Here is a 15,846-nt window from a genome sequence, read left to right as displayed (position 1 = left end):
GTGGCTCCTAAAAGGATCGTAATTGTTGGCGGTGGCGCTGGTGGCCTAGCGCTTGCTTCAAAGTTGGGGCGCAAGCTAGGACGCAGTGGCCGAGCGGAAATATGCCTGGTTGATAAGAGTCCGGTGCATATTTGGAAGCCGAAATTACATGAAGTTGCCGTGGGGGTGATCGACCAATCAATCGAAGGGTTGCTATATCGTGACCACGGACTGAAAAACGGCTATCGTTTCCTGCGCGGTGAAATCACCGGTTGTGATCCTCATAACAAGCAAATCACTCTATCAAAGGTCGTTAACGATGATGGCGAAGCATTACTGGATGAACGCCATGTTGCTTATGACTGTTTAGTGTTGGCAATCGGTAGCGTGTCTAACAGCTTCCATACGCCGGGCGCCGAAGAACATTGTATCTTTCTCGATAATCTGGAAAGTGCCAATCTGTTTCATCAAAAACTGCTGGATAATCTGCTGCTGCTTGATGAAACCAGTGAGAAACTCAGTATCGGGATTGTTGGCGCTGGCGCTACCGGTGTTGAGCTGGCGGCTGAACTTTACCATGTACTGGAATCTGTTAAAGACTTTGGTTATCTGAATATCGACAAGTCCCATCTGGAAATTCATCTGATTGAAGCGGCCCAGAAGATCCTGCCAGCGCTGCCAGACAAAGTCAGTGCCGGGGCACAGTCAGTGCTAGATCATATCGGTGTGCGTCTGCATATCGGCGTGCAGGTTAAAGAAGTCACTAAAGAAGGGTTTGTGACACAGGACGGTGGCATTATCCCCGCCGGACTCAAAGTGTGGGCAGCCGGAGTTAAAGGCCCCGATATGCTGCAACAGTTGACCGACTTGCCAATCAATAAGCGTAATCAGATAGAAGTCGATGCCTGCATGCGGGTAAAAGGGCAAGAATATATCTATGCGTTGGGTGATTGCTCGGCAATGGTGATGGATAACGGTAAAGCCGTGCCACCGCGAGCACAAGCGGCGGCACAGATGGCGGAGACGCTGTACAAAAATTTGGTTAATCGGCTGGATGGTAAGGCGGAACAGCCATTCCGTTATCGGGATTACGGCTCATTAGTGTCACTCAGCCGTTTTTCTGCGGTAGGCAATCTCATGGGCAATCTGCGTTCACGCTCATTGTTTATTGAAGGTTATCTGGCACGCATGATGTACATGTCGTTATATCAACGGCATCTGGCCAGTCTTTACGGCTGGTTTTCTGCCTTGGTATACCGTTTTGCGCAGCGGCTGTTGAAATGGCAACGGCCAAAACTGAAACTGCACTGACAGATTGTCGAAATTCCCGGCAGTTACATCACTTTTGCGATGGTTGCGGTTTTTTATTCGGCAGCAAACAGGGTATAACTAGGCCAAGGGAAGCCGTTTCCTTTCATATTTTTAACAGAATTTTAAAATTAAGAGCCCCAAGGAGCTTTCAATGAGCGAACCATTTGCACTGCTTGATAATCAAAAGCATGCTGACGTTAAGTTTACTACGCCCAAATATGCTCACGTAGCTGATCAGCACATGCTGCCGGTTTCTCTGCATGAATTGCTGTATGCGGCGGTAGAAGTCCCCGTCGTTTTCATCAAAAATAACGACACAGAAGAGTTTCAGGCAGTGATGATGCTGGGTCTGAAACCTAACCAGAATCTGCTGGTAAAAGGCGAAGAGTGGCTGGCGAACTATGTGCCAAACGTGCTGCGCGATTTTCCACTGACAGTTGTGCTGGATCCTGAACAGAAAGAGAAAGTTTGGGTTGGCCTGCGGGAAAACAACGATCAGGTGAGCAAAGAAGAAGGCGAACCATTATTTGTTGATGGCAAGGAAACTGAGTTTCTGAAAAACCGTCGTGAAGCCCTGTTGAAGCATTTTGAACAGGATCAGCAGAGCCGCGCTATCCTCGGCTACCTGAACAGCAAAGGGTTGCTGAGTGCTCAGACTCTGACTGTCGAAATCAAAGGTGAACAACGTAATATCAACGGTATTTACCTGATTGATGAACGTAAACTGGCTGAAATGTCAGATGAAGATTTCTTGGAACTGCGTAAGCGCGGTCTGTTAGGGCCTATCTATAGTCACCTGACATCACTGAACCAGATCCCACGTTTGGTGAAGTTTGAATCTGAACTTTAATTACAGTTCGTGATAGAAAGAGCGCTGCGGCGCTCTTTTTATGCTTATTTAGCAATGATAAACATGCACGCCAGCAAAGCAAAAAGCCACTCAGTTGAGTGGCTTTTCTAAATTCATGGTGCCGGCACCAAGAGTCGAACTCGGGACCTACTGATTACAAGTCAGTTGCTCTACCAACTGAGCTATGCCGGCATAAAATTTGGTGCCCGAACCCGGAATCGAACCAGGGACACGCGGATTTTCAATCCGCTGCTCTACCGACTGAGCTATTCGGGCGACTGATTGTAGCGTCAGTGCGCTGCTTCAAAGCCAATTAACAACGGCTGTTTTTGAAGTGGGCGTATGATAAAGCAGGTTATTTTACTACTGCAAGTGCTTTTTGGCAGTAGTGCCGCTGTTCGCTCAGTTAATGGGCAAAAACACGGATAATCCACCAATCGACCCTGCAAAACAATAGTTGTTCATTGTAGCGGTGAATAGCCCCGCGGCGAGCTAAGCACATAACAACCTGCTATGATATGCGCCCCGCAAACTTTGTGGTGTTTGCGGCGTTTTCACTGTTAAGGGTTCAATCATGGTTCAGACCGAAGCGCGCATGCTTTCTCCGTTACTTATCTTACTAATGGCCGTAGCAACAGGAGTGGCCGTTGCCAACAACTACTATGTGCAGCCACTGCTGGATACCATCGCTAATTATTTCAAAGTGTCACATACCGCTGCGGGTACCTTAGTGACAACCGCACAGCTGTTTTATGGCGCCGGATTACTATTATTGGTGCCGTTAGCCGACATGGTTGAGCGCCGCCGCTTAATCATCGTGATGATGCTACTGGCAACTGTCGGACTCTTTATCAGCGCCATGGCAACTAATTTATATTGGTTATTGCTGGGAACCGCTGTGGCCGGTGCTTGTTCGGTGGTGGCTCAGGTTTTGGTGCCACTGGCGGCAACCTTGGCTGACCCCTCGCAGCGTGGCCGGGTAATCGGCACTGTGATGGGCGGGCTGTTATTGGGCATTCTGCTGGCTCGGGTAGTCGCCGGGGTGATCTCCACATTGCTTTCTTGGCAAGCTGTGTATTGGCTCGCCGCAGGCGCAATGTTGCTCATTACCTTATTGCTGGCGCGTGCCTTACCTGTGTACCGTTCTGAAACGCCCATTCGTTATGGCGAACTGATGCGCTCTCTGCTCGGGCTGTTTCGCACTGAGCCCAAGTTACGTTCCCGTTCATTCTTAGGGGGCTTGTCTTTTGCCATGTTCACTATGTTTTGGACACCGCTGGCATTTCTGTTGGCTAATCCGCCTTATGAATACACAGATGCCACTATCGGCCTGTTCGGCCTTGCGGGGGTAGCGGGTGTTGCCGCAGCACGCTGGGCGGGTAAATTAGCCGATAGCGGCAAAGGGAATACAGGGACTTGGCTAGGACTTGGATGTTCACTCGGCAGTTGGTTGTTGCTGTTTTTTGCTGCCGACTCGCTGGTATTGCTGTTAATCGGTGTGGTGCTGCTGGATTTAGCGGTACAGATGACCCATGTCAGCAACCAAAACGTGATTTATGGTCTGCAACAGCAACTGCGTAACCGCCTCAATGCCGGTTATATGACCTGTTACTTTATCGGTGGGGCTTTGGGGTCCTGGGTATCTGTCAACCTGTATCAGTTAGGCGGCTGGAATGCCGTGTGTTACGGCGGTGCAGCCTTAGCCATTATCGGGTTGCTGTATACCGGGCTTAAAGGCCGTATTGCCAATGCGCTTTAATGGCTTGATCGATTAAACGCCTTTAGTTTTGTGGCACTCACCGATAACGGGAGTGCTGTTTTCTTTGGTAAGCGCCATCTTAACCCTTTGGTTTCTTGGGCTTGATGGCGATTAGCGCAATCAAAATAACAACCGCAATGACAATCCCCTGTGTTAGCGACATGCCATGGTTGTTGGTGGGTGCCGTGTGTGGGGTTTCGGTTACCGCCTTACTCTGTGACGCATCAGCGCTTGTCTTAGGCGCACCACCCACCTCATCGGATACGAGAAACACACCTTGACTGCGGCAAAATGGCATCTGATTTGTGCCATCAATACAGTGTTTTTGTGAAAGCATCTGACCTCCTGTCTGTTATCGACAAAATCCAGCTTAACCTAATTAAGCTATTCTTCAAATTCTGGCTATCTCTGACAGTGCAGGCGCTTGTTATGGTTAAGGCTGATTAGTTAGGTGCGGAGCAGCGCACAGCATTTGTGGTGAGGAAATAGAGACGGTTGTTTTGAGGTTTGTCATTGACAGAGTGTTTTAATACTGAACAAAATACAGTTAAACCAATTATATATGGATGTATTATGGCAGGTATAAAGCGCGGCAAGTTTAAAGATCTAGGGTTAGCGATTCATACTAACGACACGTTTAATGGAGATTATTTAACCAAGTTTGGTTGGCGAACTCAAAACGATGCCAATTGGCCTGGATTATCTGGGAAAGGAGACTCTGTACCGTTTATTGGTGTGGTTGAAGTTGTGCTAGATTCAGGTGAATCCAGTTTTAAACATACAAATGATCTACACTGGGGAGCAGATACGACCATCGTAAAATGGCGACCAGATTTAGAGTCTTTAGTGAAGTTAAACAGTAAGATAAAAGACGTCGATACAGTGCCTTCATCAGTAGGCTATTTTAGTTTTTTCGGCACCGTTTTAGCGATTGTTGGCGTAATTATTTCAATAATTATGTTTGTTTCAGTATTTGGTATTTCCGCGCAAGAAATATCATGGGCATCGTTAATACAATCTCTGCTCGTTTTAGTTTCATCGTTGACTTGGTGGTCATTGGTCAATGTGATCGTAAAGTGTTCCCAAAAGCTCTTTAGCAATACTTAGGCTTATATGAAAATTTGTTTTGATGGATTCTGATTTCAGTTCATAAATGGAAAAAATAGTGCTAGAAAAAATCAATCGTGCGAGTGCTCCAATAGCAGTGTTGTTAGTTGTAGTTGTGCTGATGCTATGGGGCTATTACTTAGTGGATAAAGGTTTTCTTGATAATGCACAATTTCTAGCATGGAATTTTGTTTTATGGGGACTTGGGATTGCATTACTGGTGAAGTCTCGACTTATAGAGTTAAAGATTGGTGAGGCTTTAGTGGTAAAGCTTTCGGAAGAGAATAATAAAGCAGTAAAACAGTTAGACCAATTCATGACTTTAAACAAACGTTTTTTGCGAAACGCCTTAAAAACTCTAGAACTAAGTCCAGGCTACGCCGGTTCATTCCCAGAAATAAATAGTATCGATAGACGGTTAGAGCCATTCAAAGAGTTATTGAAAATTATTGAAAGTGACGGCCTCAGAAATGAATTGCATAGTGAAATAGTTGCTATGGCGGAGGGGTTAGCAAGAAGCCTTATAGACCTTGCAACAGAAGAAGAGGGGATTGGCGCTATCGGTCATAAATATCAAGAGCTTCCAACGATTGATGAATTAACAAAACTAAAGCTGACAAACCCCAAAATTCTCGATGAATATTGTTTTTTAATGACAGTAATTAAGAGCTAACCCCGAAACCTTTCCAATCCACTGAGTTAGTCACCCCTTCCACAATGGGCACTCATTTAACCGTGAGTGCCATTGCTTATGGTAAAGCCCATCACGTGCAGCCGATGCTTGCCGCTCTTATTGCCTTGATAGCTGATCGCATTGGCCGTGCGTTGGTACCGAAAATCGGCACAAAACCAGTGTCCGTGGAGGACTAAGACAGTTAAGTTTAACCCTGGTGGTTAATACATGATTAAGGCGTTTAAAAACGTTTAAAGGCTCAAAAAGAGCCTTTAAATCTAAGCTGGGCAAAGCAGTGCTAACTGTGAGCTAGGACTTGCTCATTGTGCTCGAAACGGTTTCGCATGTTGCCCAGTGCTATAGCTCTTCTTCTTTTGGTGGCACGTAACCTTCAACCTGCACCTCACCACCTTCAAACAGGAAGTGCACCATCTGTTCTTCCAAAAATTTGCGATGTTCGGCATTCATCATGTTGAGTTTCTTTTCATTGATCAGCATGGTCTGTTTATGCTGCCAGGCAGCCCAGGCTTCTTTGCTGATGCTGTCGAAAATGCGTTTGCCGATTTCACCCGGATAGAGTTGAAAATCCAGCCCTTCCGCTTCTTGGTTGAGATAGACGCAATGAACTGTGCGTGCCATAAGATGGTTACTCCTCAATTGCACTAGGTTTTAAGCCGGCCAGAACCCGCTCGGTGGCGGCGGCCAGTCCGACCCGTGATGGTTGGCTTAAGTTATACCAGAGACTGGGGGCGGCTTCCATGACGGCAGCCTGTGATGTTGCCGATTGCTGTAATTTTGCGGCAATCGCGTCGGCATCGTGATGCAATGTCAGCAGCAGTGGTTGTGCGTCCAGATGGAAGTGACTAAAGGTATGGCGAAACCCCGGTAATGCTTCGAGTTCAACGACTGAACACCCCAGTGTGGTAACAGTTTGCTGCAAGGCGGCTTTCGTGTTGTATTGCGGAAAACACCAGAGCCCACCCCAGATCCCCGCTGGCGGACGTTTCTGCAACAAGATGTTGTTCTGATCTCGGATAACCAGCAGCCAAGCGTCTTTGGCCGGAATGGTTTTCTTGGGCTTCTTGCCGGGATAATCCTGTTGTTTGCCCATCTGCTGCGCCTGACAATCCAGTGCTACCGGACATTGCGCACACGCTGGTCGTGAGCGGGTACAGATGCCAGCGCCCATATCCATCATTGCCTGATTGTATTGGGCAATATCGGTTGTTGGAGACAGCTCGGTTGCCAGTTGCCACAGCGCTTGCTCAACCTTGGGTTGCCCCGGCCAACCATCAATGGCGGCATGACGAGCCAGAACCCGTTTAACGTTACCGTCCAGTATCGGGTGATGCTGGCCGAGTGATAATGACAGTATCGCGCCAGCCGTGGAGCGGCCAATGCCCGGCAGCGCCATTACTGCGTCAAACTGCTCAGGAAATACCCCACCGTGATTATCTCGGATCAACTGCGCCGCTTTATGCAGGTTACGGGCTCGGGCGTAGTAGCCTAGCCCGGTCCACAGGTGCAACACTTCATCGGTATCCGCATTAGCCAAGGCCACTACATCAGGAAGCGCTGCATAAAACGGTTGAAGTAGGGAATGACTGTTGCCACCTGCGTTTGTTGCAACATAATTTCTGAAACCCATACTTTATAAGGGGTTTTATTGAGTTGCCAGGGCAGGGTTTTACGGCCGTGCTGACCGTACCAACTGATAATACGTTGCGAAAAGGACATTGTTTTCATGGGCCGCAGTGTAGCTTTAGGCGGATCGCCACACAAGGGATATTACTAGGGCTGATAGCGAACTCATTGCTTATTGATATACTTTTCCACAAGCGGGGCTTGCACTCATCGGTGAACTTTGCATAATGCCCTTCTTTTATGAAGTCTGGGCTGGGTCAGGGGTAATCATGAGCGAAGTCACCACTGCTGAATATAATGAAGAAGGCAAGTATCTGCGCAAAGTTAAAAGTTTTGTTTTGCGAGAAGGACGCCTGACCAAAGGCCAGGAACAGGCTATTGAGCAACATTGGGCTAGCATGGGGTTAGAATACTCCGCCGAACCGATGGCGTTGCAGCAGGTATTTGGTCGTAATGCCGATGTGGTGATGGAGATTGGTTTCGGTATGGGCGCATCATTGGTGGCAATGGCGCAAGCGGCACCTGAGAAAGATTTCATCGGTATCGAAGTGCATAAACCGGGTGTCGGTGCCTGTCTGGCCGCCGCCGCTGAGGCGGGTGTGACTAATCTGCGGGTGTTTCATCACGATGCGGTGGAAGTGTTGCAGCACACGATTCCGGAATCTTCGTTGGCACGGGTGCAGTTGTTTTTCCCTGATCCTTGGCATAAAAAACGCCATCACAAACGCCGTATTGTGCAGCCGGAATTTGTGCAGTTATTGCGTTCCCGTTTACGCATTGGTGGGGTGTTCCATATGGCTACTGATTGGGAAAACTATAGCGAACACATGCTGGAAGTGATGAATCAGGCTCAAGGCTATAAAAATCAGTCAGTTGATGGTACTGTGGTGGCTCGGCCTGACTATCGGCCACTGACCAAATTTGAAGCCCGTGGTCAACGCCTAGGGCATGGTGTTTGGGATTTGATGTTCGAACGTACCGAATAACGAAAGTAACAGAGAGGTTGCCATGGCCATTCGTAGTCGCCGTTTGCGCAAGAAATTGCGGGTTGATGAGTTTCAGGAACTGGGTTTTGATGTCAGTTGGCGCTTTGCTGACAGCTTGAGCGAAGAAGATATTGATGAGCACATAGAACGCTTCATCAATGAAGTGATTGAGCCACGCGAACTTGGTTTTCACGGCGGTGGTCATCGCTTATGGGATGGTGTTATCGCCACCCAGCGCCTCGGTAAGTGTACCGAAGAGGATCGCCAGACCGTGGCACGCTTTCTGAAAAGTCTTAATGCCGAAGAGATAGAGATCAGCGAACTCTACGATATCTGGTGGGGCTAACGACCTCGGTTTTATTAGAAGCAGTGCTACGGCGCTGCTTTTTTATGCCTGTTCCAACCTTTTTTGCCTCTCGGATTGTCATATTCACCAAAAGCTAGTGTGTTTTGCTATTTCACCACTTTCATATAAAAAATATTTATTAATTAATTTAATAAAATCAATATATTAAAAACTGGCACACTATGTGCTAAACCCAATGTGGTTTGATGGATAATTTGCAAAGGATAACTCGAATGAAAACTCTGATGTTGGGCATGACTCTGGGATGTGTACTGCTGACCCCTGTTTCTTCGGTGTGGGCGGTGGAATTTGGTGGACACAACGATGCTTGCGATGTGTCGCTCAATTATGACGTGACGCTGACACCTAAAAAGCTGGTGATTGGTGAGCAGGGAAAAGAGCGGTATCGCGTAGAAATAGATCGCCTGTATGTGGATGGTAAAGAGGTGTCGCTGAACGCTGAGCAGAAAACACTACTGACCCAATATCAACAGGGCATGACCAAGCAAATACCAGAAGTGGTGGGATTAGTAGATGAAGCAATGGCAATGGCGAATGATGCCATAAGCACTGCACTAACACCGCTGCTGGGAGATGATGCCGGCGCCAAGTTGGACGACATGATGACGCAACTGCACGAACGGGTTGGCAAAATGGTGTATCACAAAGGCGATACCTATTTTATTGGTGCTACCGATGACACCCTTGATAAAGCTTTTGATGAAGAATTTTCCCACCAGATTGAAGACTTAGTAATGCAATCGATGGGTTCCATCATGATCAATATCGGCAAGAGCATGATGAATGGCGAAGGCGATTTCAGTGAACGTATGGATGCCTTTGGTAAGCGTATGGATAAGTTGGGCGATGAGATCGATCAGCAAATGGATGAACGTTCTAAGGCGCTTGATAAACGTGCCGACCGCTTATGTGATGATTTTCAACAGGTAATGACAGTAGAAGGGCAACTGCGGCAGAGTGTTCCAGCATTGTCAGCTTACCCATTAGTTTCTGGTCGCCCATAACCTAATAAACGTCTCCTTGGACGTAGACTTCCCCGCATTTCCCTCCCTTGATGCGGGGATTTTTTATGTTCTTTTTTGCGAATACAGAACAATGGAGTTAGAGTAGCGAACAAAGACTTGATATACTTTCGTTCGTTAACCTCTGGCGTCCTGCTGGTGGCTCGGCAAAAACAATCATGTTACGCACGATTTTAGATATTCCTGTATCACTCGGTTAACCGGAGTGATAGCGTTTTTCTTTGTAGAACATCAAGAAGTTAAAGGCTAAGGCAACTTTCATGTTAGAACTATTGGAACCCATTGCGATTTTTACCCACGTCGCCCGTGCCGGCAGTTTCAGTGCTGCTGCCCGCCGTCTGGGAATTTCAAAGTCTAAGGTCAGTACTCAGGTTGCTGATCTGGAGCATAAGCTGGGGGTTCAACTTATCCAGCGTACCACCCGTAGCCTTTGCCTGACCGAGGCTGGGAATCTGCTGTATACCCAAGGGGAAGAGTTGCTGCGTGGTGCGGATCAGGCGGTAGCCAGCGTACATAACCTCAATGATGCTACCCGCGGTGTACTGAAATTAGGGATCTCCCAGTCGTTCGGTACTGCTCATATTATTCCGGCATTACCTGAGTTTATGGCACGCCACCCGGAGTTGGAGCTACAGGTCAGTTTGCTGGATCACAAGGTGGATGTGGTGAGCGAAGGGCTGGATCTGCTGCTGACCATGTCAGAGCAGTTACCTCTGGGAATGGTGGCCCGGCCGTTGATGAAATGCCAATTTATGCTGCTGGCGTCACCGGCGTATATTGCCGCGCATGGCAAACTTACCCGCCCAGAACAGCTAGTGGAACATAACTGCTTGGTATATCACGGTGAGTGGCATGAACACAGTGTTTGGCAGTTCAAAAAGGGTGATGATTACTGCGAAATTGGTGTTAACGGCAATTTCCGTGTCGATAACGCGCCAGCGCTGAAATCTGCTGCGGTAAGCGGTCTGGGGATTGTTTATCTGGCTACCTATCTGCTGGAAAACGAGATAGAAGAGGGCAAGTTGGTGCCATTGTTGCCAGAATGGCATTTGGTCAATCACCTGCCATTGCAGGCGGTGTACCCACGGCGTAAACACTTGGCTCCTAAAGTCAGTGCTTTTATCGATTTCATTAAGAATCACATAGGTACGCCACCTAAATGGGACGAAAAGTACGGTGATATTTTTGCCAAACGGCAGTAACCATCGGCTAGCTTGGCATCTTCATCGCCATTGATGCGAAAAAATCCTCCACGACTGGGAGGATTTTTTATGGTGCTAAGCAATGGGTATTATGTGAGCCGCTGGCTGAGCTTTCAGCAAAACTCGCCCAGCAATTCATTGACGAAGTAATGACCTTTTTCTGTCAATTCCCAGGTATCGCTGTGCACTATCACTAAACCTTTATCTGCACCGCGCTGCATGCCGTCATCCAGCAGCGTGGCGGATAATCCGGTTCTGGCTTCAAACTCCGCTTTAGGAATGGGTACCATCAAGCGTAAACGATTCATCAGATATTCTAGCGGTAGCTCGTCGGCGGCGACTTCTGTGGTCTGGTAATGGTAATGACCCGCTAAATAGCCTTTGGGATGTTTTACTTTAACGGTGCGGATAATCTGCTGCTGTTGCCCTAAGGTTATTTTGCCGTGGGCACCACAACCTATCCCCAGATAGTCACCAAACTCCCAATAATTGCGATTGTGGCGACATTCATAGCCGGGTTTGGCATAGGCGGAGATCTCATACTGGCGGTAGCCCAACTCGGCTAAACGCTGCTGGCCGGTGCGGTAAATTTGCCATAGGGCTTCGTCATCCGGCAGTTGTGGCGGTCTGGAATGGAACAAGGTATTGGCTTCAATGGTGAGTTGATACCAAGACAGATGTGGTGGATTGAGTGCGGCGGCGGTTTCGATATCACTCAGTGCTTGCGGTAAATCTTGCCCTGGCAGACCGTGCATCAGATCCAGGTTGAAGCTCTGATAACCCGCAGTCGCTAGCATTTTAGCGGCATTTTTAGCTTCTTCACTGCCGTGAATTCGTCCCAGAATATTGAGTTTATCTGTGGCAAAACTCTGTACGCCCATGGAAATCCGGCTCACACCCGCTTGTCGGTAGGCGGCAAAGTCGTCATGTTCCAGCGTCCCGGGATTGGCTTCCATCGTGATTTCAATATCATCACAGAAAGGGATCTGCTGCTGTACACCTTGCAGTAGTCGAGCTATCTGGCTGGCGTCAAAAAGTGATGGGGTGCCACCACCGATAAAAATGCTGTGCAATGGCCGCTGCTGCACATATGGGAGGTCGGCTTGCAAATCCTGCAACAGCGCATCGACATACTGTTGTTGCGGCAGTTCTCCCTGCTGGGCATGGGAGTTGAAATCACAATAAGGGCACTTACGCACGCACCAAGGAATGTGGATATAAAGACTTAGCGGCGGCAACTGTAGCATCAGTCGATGATCCCTTGCTGATGAAAAGCTTCCAGCAATAATTTCAATGCCTTACCTCGATGACTCAGTTGATTCTTTTCATCACTACTAAGCTCTGCCGCGGTCTGACGGAATCCTAGTGGAATAAACACTGGGTCATAGCCATGACCATGTGCACCTTTGGGCTCAAGACCTATCTCACCTTCCCAAGCTGCCTGGCAGATAATCGGAGTCGGGTCAGCCGCATGCCGCATATATACCAGTACACATTGGAAACGTGCGCGGCGCGGCGCGGCAACTTGTTCGAGTGCGGCTAACAGTTTCTGATAATTGGACTCAGCGGTAGCATGTTCACCGCTGTAACGGGCTGAGTAGATGCCAGGCTCGCCACCAAGAGCGTCCACTTCCAGCCCTGAGTCATCGGCAATGGCGGGTAATCCGGTTGCCAGCGCGGCATGGCGGGCTTTGATGATGGCGTTCTCTACAAAGCTCAGTCCATCTTCGATGGCTTCTGTTACTTCGAAGACGCTCTGGGGTAATACTTCTATATTAAAGTCGGCCAACATGTCGGCAAATTCTGCCAGTTTGCCTTTGTTGCCACTGGCTAACACGATTTTTTCATGGGATTTATCCTGTACTGAGTCGCTGGCCATCATAGCCAACCCTTGCCGTTATCCGCAAAACATCATCTCAGTCATTAAAGAATTTCTGGTTGAAATCCACTGTTGTATTGAGGTCATTATCTTTACGGATCACCAGCTTGAAGCGGATCTCTTCGGTGTCGCGATAAGGGCATTCCGCCAAATAGTAAATTGAATGACCTTCGCGAATTTCACGAAATTTCAGCTTGAAGCGAGCATCGAGAATATTGGTGGCAATGCCGCTGATTTCTACCGCGACCATGGGTTGCCCCGGCAGCTCACGATCTTGCACCACCACGTTGAGAAAACCGGTATAGGGGCTGCGATCGATGCCGTAGTTGTGGGCGATGGCGGGGGTCAGAAAAGTGCTGGGCAACGCCATATAGTGAATATCGTAATGCCCGACCTGCAGTTTCTGTTCTGCATAAGCAACACTGACGGCGGTCAGCCATAACACAACTAACAGGAGAAATCGGCGCACTGATGGTATTTAAGTTTTTACTGCAACATGGGGAGATTATAACCGCTTAAGCGGCGTAAGCCTATGGCAGTGAGGTAATGACTCAGAGCAATTGTTGGATAAACTCGGGCAGCGCTTTGGGGGCGCTGATACGCACTTGTTTATGCCGCCCCAATTCGCCTTTGATTATGGTCACTTGGCTTTTCGGCACTTTAAACGCTTTTGCCAGCCATTTCGCCAGATAAGCATTGGCTTTGCCATCAATGGGCGGCGCGGTAATGGCCAGTTTTACTTCATCGCCGTGGATGCCAACCCACTGATCACGGCTGGCTTTAGGCTGGATATAGAGGTTGAGCAGCAGATCCTGCTGCTCTTGCACAATCGCGGGCATCAGGCCATCGCCCAGAAGGGCACGTACTGAGCCAGCAACATATTGAGGAAATTAAGACCAACCATCAGCAGCAGTACCGACAGATCCAGCCCTCCCATGGGCGGAATAATACGGCGGATAGGGCTGAGAATAGGCTCAGTCAACTGGATTAATACGTATTCAAACGGGTTACTGCCTTGACTGACCCAACTCAAAATCGCGCGGATAATCAGGATCCAGAACAACAATACCCCGGCTTCCTTGATGACAGACACAATGGCAAAAATAATGGTAGTGCCAAAATCAAAACTGGCTCCGGCGATCAGTGACAACAAGAGGATTTTAATCACGACTACGGCTAACGCCAGTACCACAGACGCGGTGTCAACAGCACCAATGGCGGGCAGAATACGCCGCATCGGGGCAACGATTGGATGGGTGGCTTTGACAATAAACTGGCTGAACGGATTATAAAAATCAGCCCGCGCCAGCTGTAGCCAGAAGCGCAAAATCACCACCATTAGATACAGATCAAACAGGGTATTAACTAAGTAAGCGAATGCATTCATGGATGTTATCGTTCTCTATGGTTGCTCAGAATTCTTTCGCCATCGCTTCAGCTCTGGCAATACAGTTGTTCATTGCTTGTTTGACTAACTCCGGCAGTTCCCCTTGCTTAAAGGTTTCAACCGCTTCATGGGTAGTGCCACCCTTTGATGTGACATTTTGCCTCAGTTGCTGCGGTGATAGTTGCGGGTTTTCCTGGAGCATTCTGGCGGCGCCCAATGCTGCCTGTTGCGCTAGTGCCCGGGCTTTTGATGGCTCCATGCCTAATTCTGCCGCTGCATTTATCATAGCTTCGACAAACAGGAAAAAGTAGGCAGGTGAACTGCCAGCCAAGGCAATGACTAGATTCAGGTCGGCTTCTTTATCTACCCACACCGCTTGACCACCACTGGTCATAATGCGATGGCAGATAACTTTGTCTTCATCGCTGATATTAGCGGGGGCGAACATGCCACTCATGCCTGCACCAATCTGCATTGGCGTATTTGGCATGGTACGAATTAATTTCACTGGTTGTGCCAGATAATCACTGTCGCTATAGCGCGCGGCATTGATACCCGCCGCGATGGTGATAAGCAGTTTGTCGGACAGGTCTAATGACTGCAAAGCGGCACATACCTGTTGCATCAGTTGCGGTTTTACCGCCAGAACAATCACATCGGCGGCGCGGGCGGCTGCCAGATTATCTGTGGTCACCTTGATGGCAAAATCTGTCTGCAATGCTTGCAGTTTGCCAGTGCTCGGGTTACTGGCTTCAATTAACTGTGGTTGATAGCCACTGCTGACGAGGCCGCTGATGATACTGCGACTCATATTGCCGGCACCGATAAAACAGATGCGCTTGTCTGACATAAAATCCTCTGTCTGGTTGCAATTTCACGGTGCAAAACCGCGAATGCCAATAGTATTTGGGCTTAGGGTAGCAAAAACAAGGGCACTACGGCCAATCAAGCCGGTTTTTGGCTGTAGTCTCGGGCACCAAAGATAGCACTGCCGATGCGCACCATGGTGGCACCGTGCGCTACTGCTAACTCCAGGTCGTGGCTCATGCCCATGGACAGTGTATCTACTTGTGGAAATGCCTGTTGCAGCTGTGCGAACAGTTGTTGCATCTGCTGATATTCATGAATAAGTCCGTCACCCTCTTCCGCACTGGGAATTGTCATTAGACCGCGTAACCTAAGCCGTGGTAACTGTGCGATGTCGCTGGCAAGCGCTAGCATGTCCTGGACACCGCTGATCCCCGATTTTGAGGCTTCACCGCTGACATTGATCTGGATGCAGACATTCAGCGGTGGCAGTGAATCGGGGCGCTGTTCGTTGAGTCGTTGGGCAATCTTGCTGCGATCTATGGTATGCATCCAGTGGAACAGTTCCGCCACCGCCCGGCTTTTGTTAGATTGTAATGGGCCGATAAAGTGCCACTCTATGTCAGGATACTGTTGACGGAGTTCGAGAATTTTTGCTGGCCTTCCTGCACATAGTTTTCACCGAAACAGCGCTGACCGGCGGCATAAGCGGCAATAATATCGGTCACGGGCTTCGTTTTACTGACTGCCAGCAATGTGATGTCAGTCGCTTGTCTGGCGCATTTCCCCGCTGCCAGCGTGATCCGGTGCTGGGCGAGTGCCAGTCTCTCTGCTATTGTTGTCATGATGTTAATCTTTCGCTTGTAAGGGATA

17 protein-coding genes, 2 tRNA genes and 2 pseudogenes are annotated in these 15,846 nt (G+C 48.7%); 9 read left to right on the top strand and 12 right to left on the bottom strand.

Going from position 1 to position 15,846, the window contains the following annotated elements; genetic code table 11:
• Entirely contained in the window at nt 1-1,290 is a 1,290-nt protein-coding gene (locus KHX94_RS04295) for an NAD(P)/FAD-dependent oxidoreductase (protein ID WP_213683322.1), read from the top strand.
• A gap of 151 nt (nt 1,291-1,441) precedes the next feature.
• The gene (locus KHX94_RS04290; RefSeq protein ID WP_213682503.1) at nt 1,442-2,140 is read left to right on the top strand and encodes a SapC family protein; all 699 of its coding nucleotides are present in this window, start codon (nt 1,442-1,444) and stop codon (nt 2,138-2,140) included.
• A 116-nt stretch (nt 2,141-2,256) separates the two neighbouring features.
• On the opposite strand, the gene KHX94_RS04285 is transcribed toward KHX94_RS04290, so the two are convergent.
• Nucleotides 2,257-2,332: transfer RNA gene (locus KHX94_RS04285), tRNA-Thr, on the bottom strand.
• Nucleotides 2,333-2,340: 8 nt separating this feature from the next.
• Nucleotides 2,341-2,416 (bottom strand) — tRNA-Phe (locus tag KHX94_RS04280).
• Between the two features lie 298 nt (nt 2,417-2,714).
• Between KHX94_RS04280 and KHX94_RS04275 the strand changes: the two genes are divergently transcribed.
• Nucleotides 2,715-3,899 (top strand): MFS transporter, encoded by a 1,185-nt coding sequence (locus KHX94_RS04275; protein ID WP_244859323.1) that lies wholly within the window; start codon nt 2,715-2,717, stop codon nt 3,897-3,899.
• Between the two features lie 79 nt (nt 3,900-3,978).
• On the opposite strand, the gene KHX94_RS04270 is transcribed toward KHX94_RS04275, so the two are convergent.
• Nucleotides 3,979-4,236 (bottom strand): hypothetical protein, encoded by a 258-nt coding sequence (locus KHX94_RS04270; RefSeq protein WP_213682502.1) that lies wholly within the window; start codon nt 4,234-4,236, stop codon nt 3,979-3,981.
• 236 nt (nt 4,237-4,472) lie between these two features.
• On the opposite strand from KHX94_RS04270, the gene KHX94_RS04265 reads away from it, so the two are divergent.
• Together KHX94_RS04265 and KHX94_RS04260 are read left to right on the top strand one after the other, a co-directional pair.
• Nucleotides 4,473-5,006: a hypothetical protein gene (locus KHX94_RS04265; protein WP_213682501.1), complete on the top strand. Its 534-nt coding sequence runs from the start codon at nt 4,473-4,475 to the stop codon at nt 5,004-5,006.
• Nucleotides 5,007-5,064: 58 nt separating this feature from the next.
• Nucleotides 5,065-5,679, top strand: a complete 615-nt coding sequence (locus KHX94_RS04260; protein WP_213682500.1) for a hypothetical protein — start codon at nt 5,065-5,067, stop codon at nt 5,677-5,679.
• Between the two features lie 357 nt (nt 5,680-6,036).
• Here KHX94_RS04260 and KHX94_RS04255 read toward each other — a convergent pair whose 3' ends face one another.
• Nucleotides 6,037-6,318, bottom strand: a complete 282-nt coding sequence (locus KHX94_RS04255; protein WP_213682499.1) for an oxidative damage protection protein — start codon at nt 6,316-6,318, stop codon at nt 6,037-6,039.
• A gap of 7 nt (nt 6,319-6,325) precedes the next feature.
• A pseudogene (mutY, locus tag KHX94_RS04250) lies at nt 6,326-7,425 on the bottom strand (A/G-specific adenine glycosylase).
• Nucleotides 7,426-7,592: 167 nt separating this feature from the next.
• Between mutY and trmB the strand changes: the two are divergent.
• From trmB to KHX94_RS04230, 4 genes are all read left to right on the top strand, one after another.
• Nucleotides 7,593-8,309: a tRNA (guanosine(46)-N7)-methyltransferase TrmB gene (trmB, locus tag KHX94_RS04245; protein ID WP_213682498.1), complete on the top strand. Its 717-nt coding sequence runs from the start codon at nt 7,593-7,595 to the stop codon at nt 8,307-8,309.
• Nucleotides 8,310-8,331: 22 nt separating this feature from the next.
• Nucleotides 8,332-8,655 carry a 50S ribosome-binding protein YggL gene (locus KHX94_RS04240; protein ID WP_213682497.1) on the top strand — a complete coding sequence of 108 codons (324 nt, stop codon included), beginning with the start codon at nt 8,332-8,334 and terminating at the stop codon, nt 8,653-8,655.
• 233 nt (nt 8,656-8,888) lie between these two features.
• Nucleotides 8,889-9,680: a YggN family protein gene (locus KHX94_RS04235; RefSeq protein ID WP_213682496.1), complete on the top strand. Its 792-nt coding sequence runs from the start codon at nt 8,889-8,891 to the stop codon at nt 9,678-9,680.
• A gap of 278 nt (nt 9,681-9,958) precedes the next feature.
• Nucleotides 9,959-10,900, top strand: coding sequence for a LysR family transcriptional regulator (locus tag KHX94_RS04230; protein ID WP_213682495.1), 942 nt, complete (start codon nt 9,959-9,961; stop codon nt 10,898-10,900).
• A 113-nt stretch (nt 10,901-11,013) separates the two neighbouring features.
• On the opposite strand, the gene hemW is transcribed toward KHX94_RS04230, so the two are convergent.
• The 7 genes and pseudogenes from hemW to KHX94_RS04195 all read right to left on the bottom strand — a co-directional run bounded on the left by hemW (nt 11,014) and on the right by KHX94_RS04195 (nt 15,818).
• Nucleotides 11,014-12,147: a radical SAM family heme chaperone HemW gene (gene hemW, locus KHX94_RS04225; protein WP_213682494.1), complete on the bottom strand. Its 1,134-nt coding sequence runs from the start codon at nt 12,145-12,147 to the stop codon at nt 11,014-11,016.
• Nucleotides 12,147-12,782 carry an RdgB/HAM1 family non-canonical purine NTP pyrophosphatase gene (gene rdgB, locus KHX94_RS04220; protein ID WP_244859322.1) on the bottom strand — a complete coding sequence of 212 codons (636 nt, stop codon included), beginning with the start codon at nt 12,780-12,782 and terminating at the stop codon, nt 12,147-12,149. The genes hemW and rdgB overlap by 1 nt, the downstream gene beginning before the upstream one ends.
• A 34-nt stretch (nt 12,783-12,816) precedes the next feature.
• Nucleotides 12,817-13,248 carry a DUF4426 domain-containing protein gene (locus KHX94_RS04215; RefSeq protein ID WP_213682493.1) on the bottom strand — a complete coding sequence of 144 codons (432 nt, stop codon included), beginning with the start codon at nt 13,246-13,248 and terminating at the stop codon, nt 12,817-12,819.
• Between the two features lie 82 nt (nt 13,249-13,330).
• On the bottom strand, nt 13,331-13,618 hold the full coding sequence (gene yggU, locus KHX94_RS04210) for a DUF167 family protein YggU (RefSeq protein WP_213682492.1): 288 nt from the start codon (nt 13,616-13,618) through the stop codon (nt 13,331-13,333).
• Nucleotides 13,618-14,166 carry a YggT family protein gene (locus tag KHX94_RS04205; protein WP_213682491.1) on the bottom strand — a complete coding sequence of 183 codons (549 nt, stop codon included), beginning with the start codon at nt 14,164-14,166 and terminating at the stop codon, nt 13,618-13,620. Before KHX94_RS04205 ends, yggU begins: the two co-directional genes overlap by 1 nt.
• Before the next feature lie 25 nt (nt 14,167-14,191).
• Complete coding sequence (proC, locus tag KHX94_RS04200) at nt 14,192-15,016, bottom strand: pyrroline-5-carboxylate reductase (protein WP_213682490.1); 825 nt, start codon at nt 15,014-15,016, stop codon at nt 14,192-14,194.
• Between the two features lie 95 nt (nt 15,017-15,111).
• A pseudogene (locus KHX94_RS04195) lies at nt 15,112-15,818 on the bottom strand (YggS family pyridoxal phosphate-dependent enzyme).
• Nucleotides 15,819-15,846 lie beyond the last annotated feature (28 nt).

This window comes from Shewanella dokdonensis, assembly GCF_018394335.1.
GTDB lineage: Bacteria > Pseudomonadota > Gammaproteobacteria > Enterobacterales > Shewanellaceae > Shewanella > Shewanella dokdonensis.
Note: the sequence above shows the minus strand (reverse complement) of the source record. Positions and strands in the feature narration are given on the sequence as shown.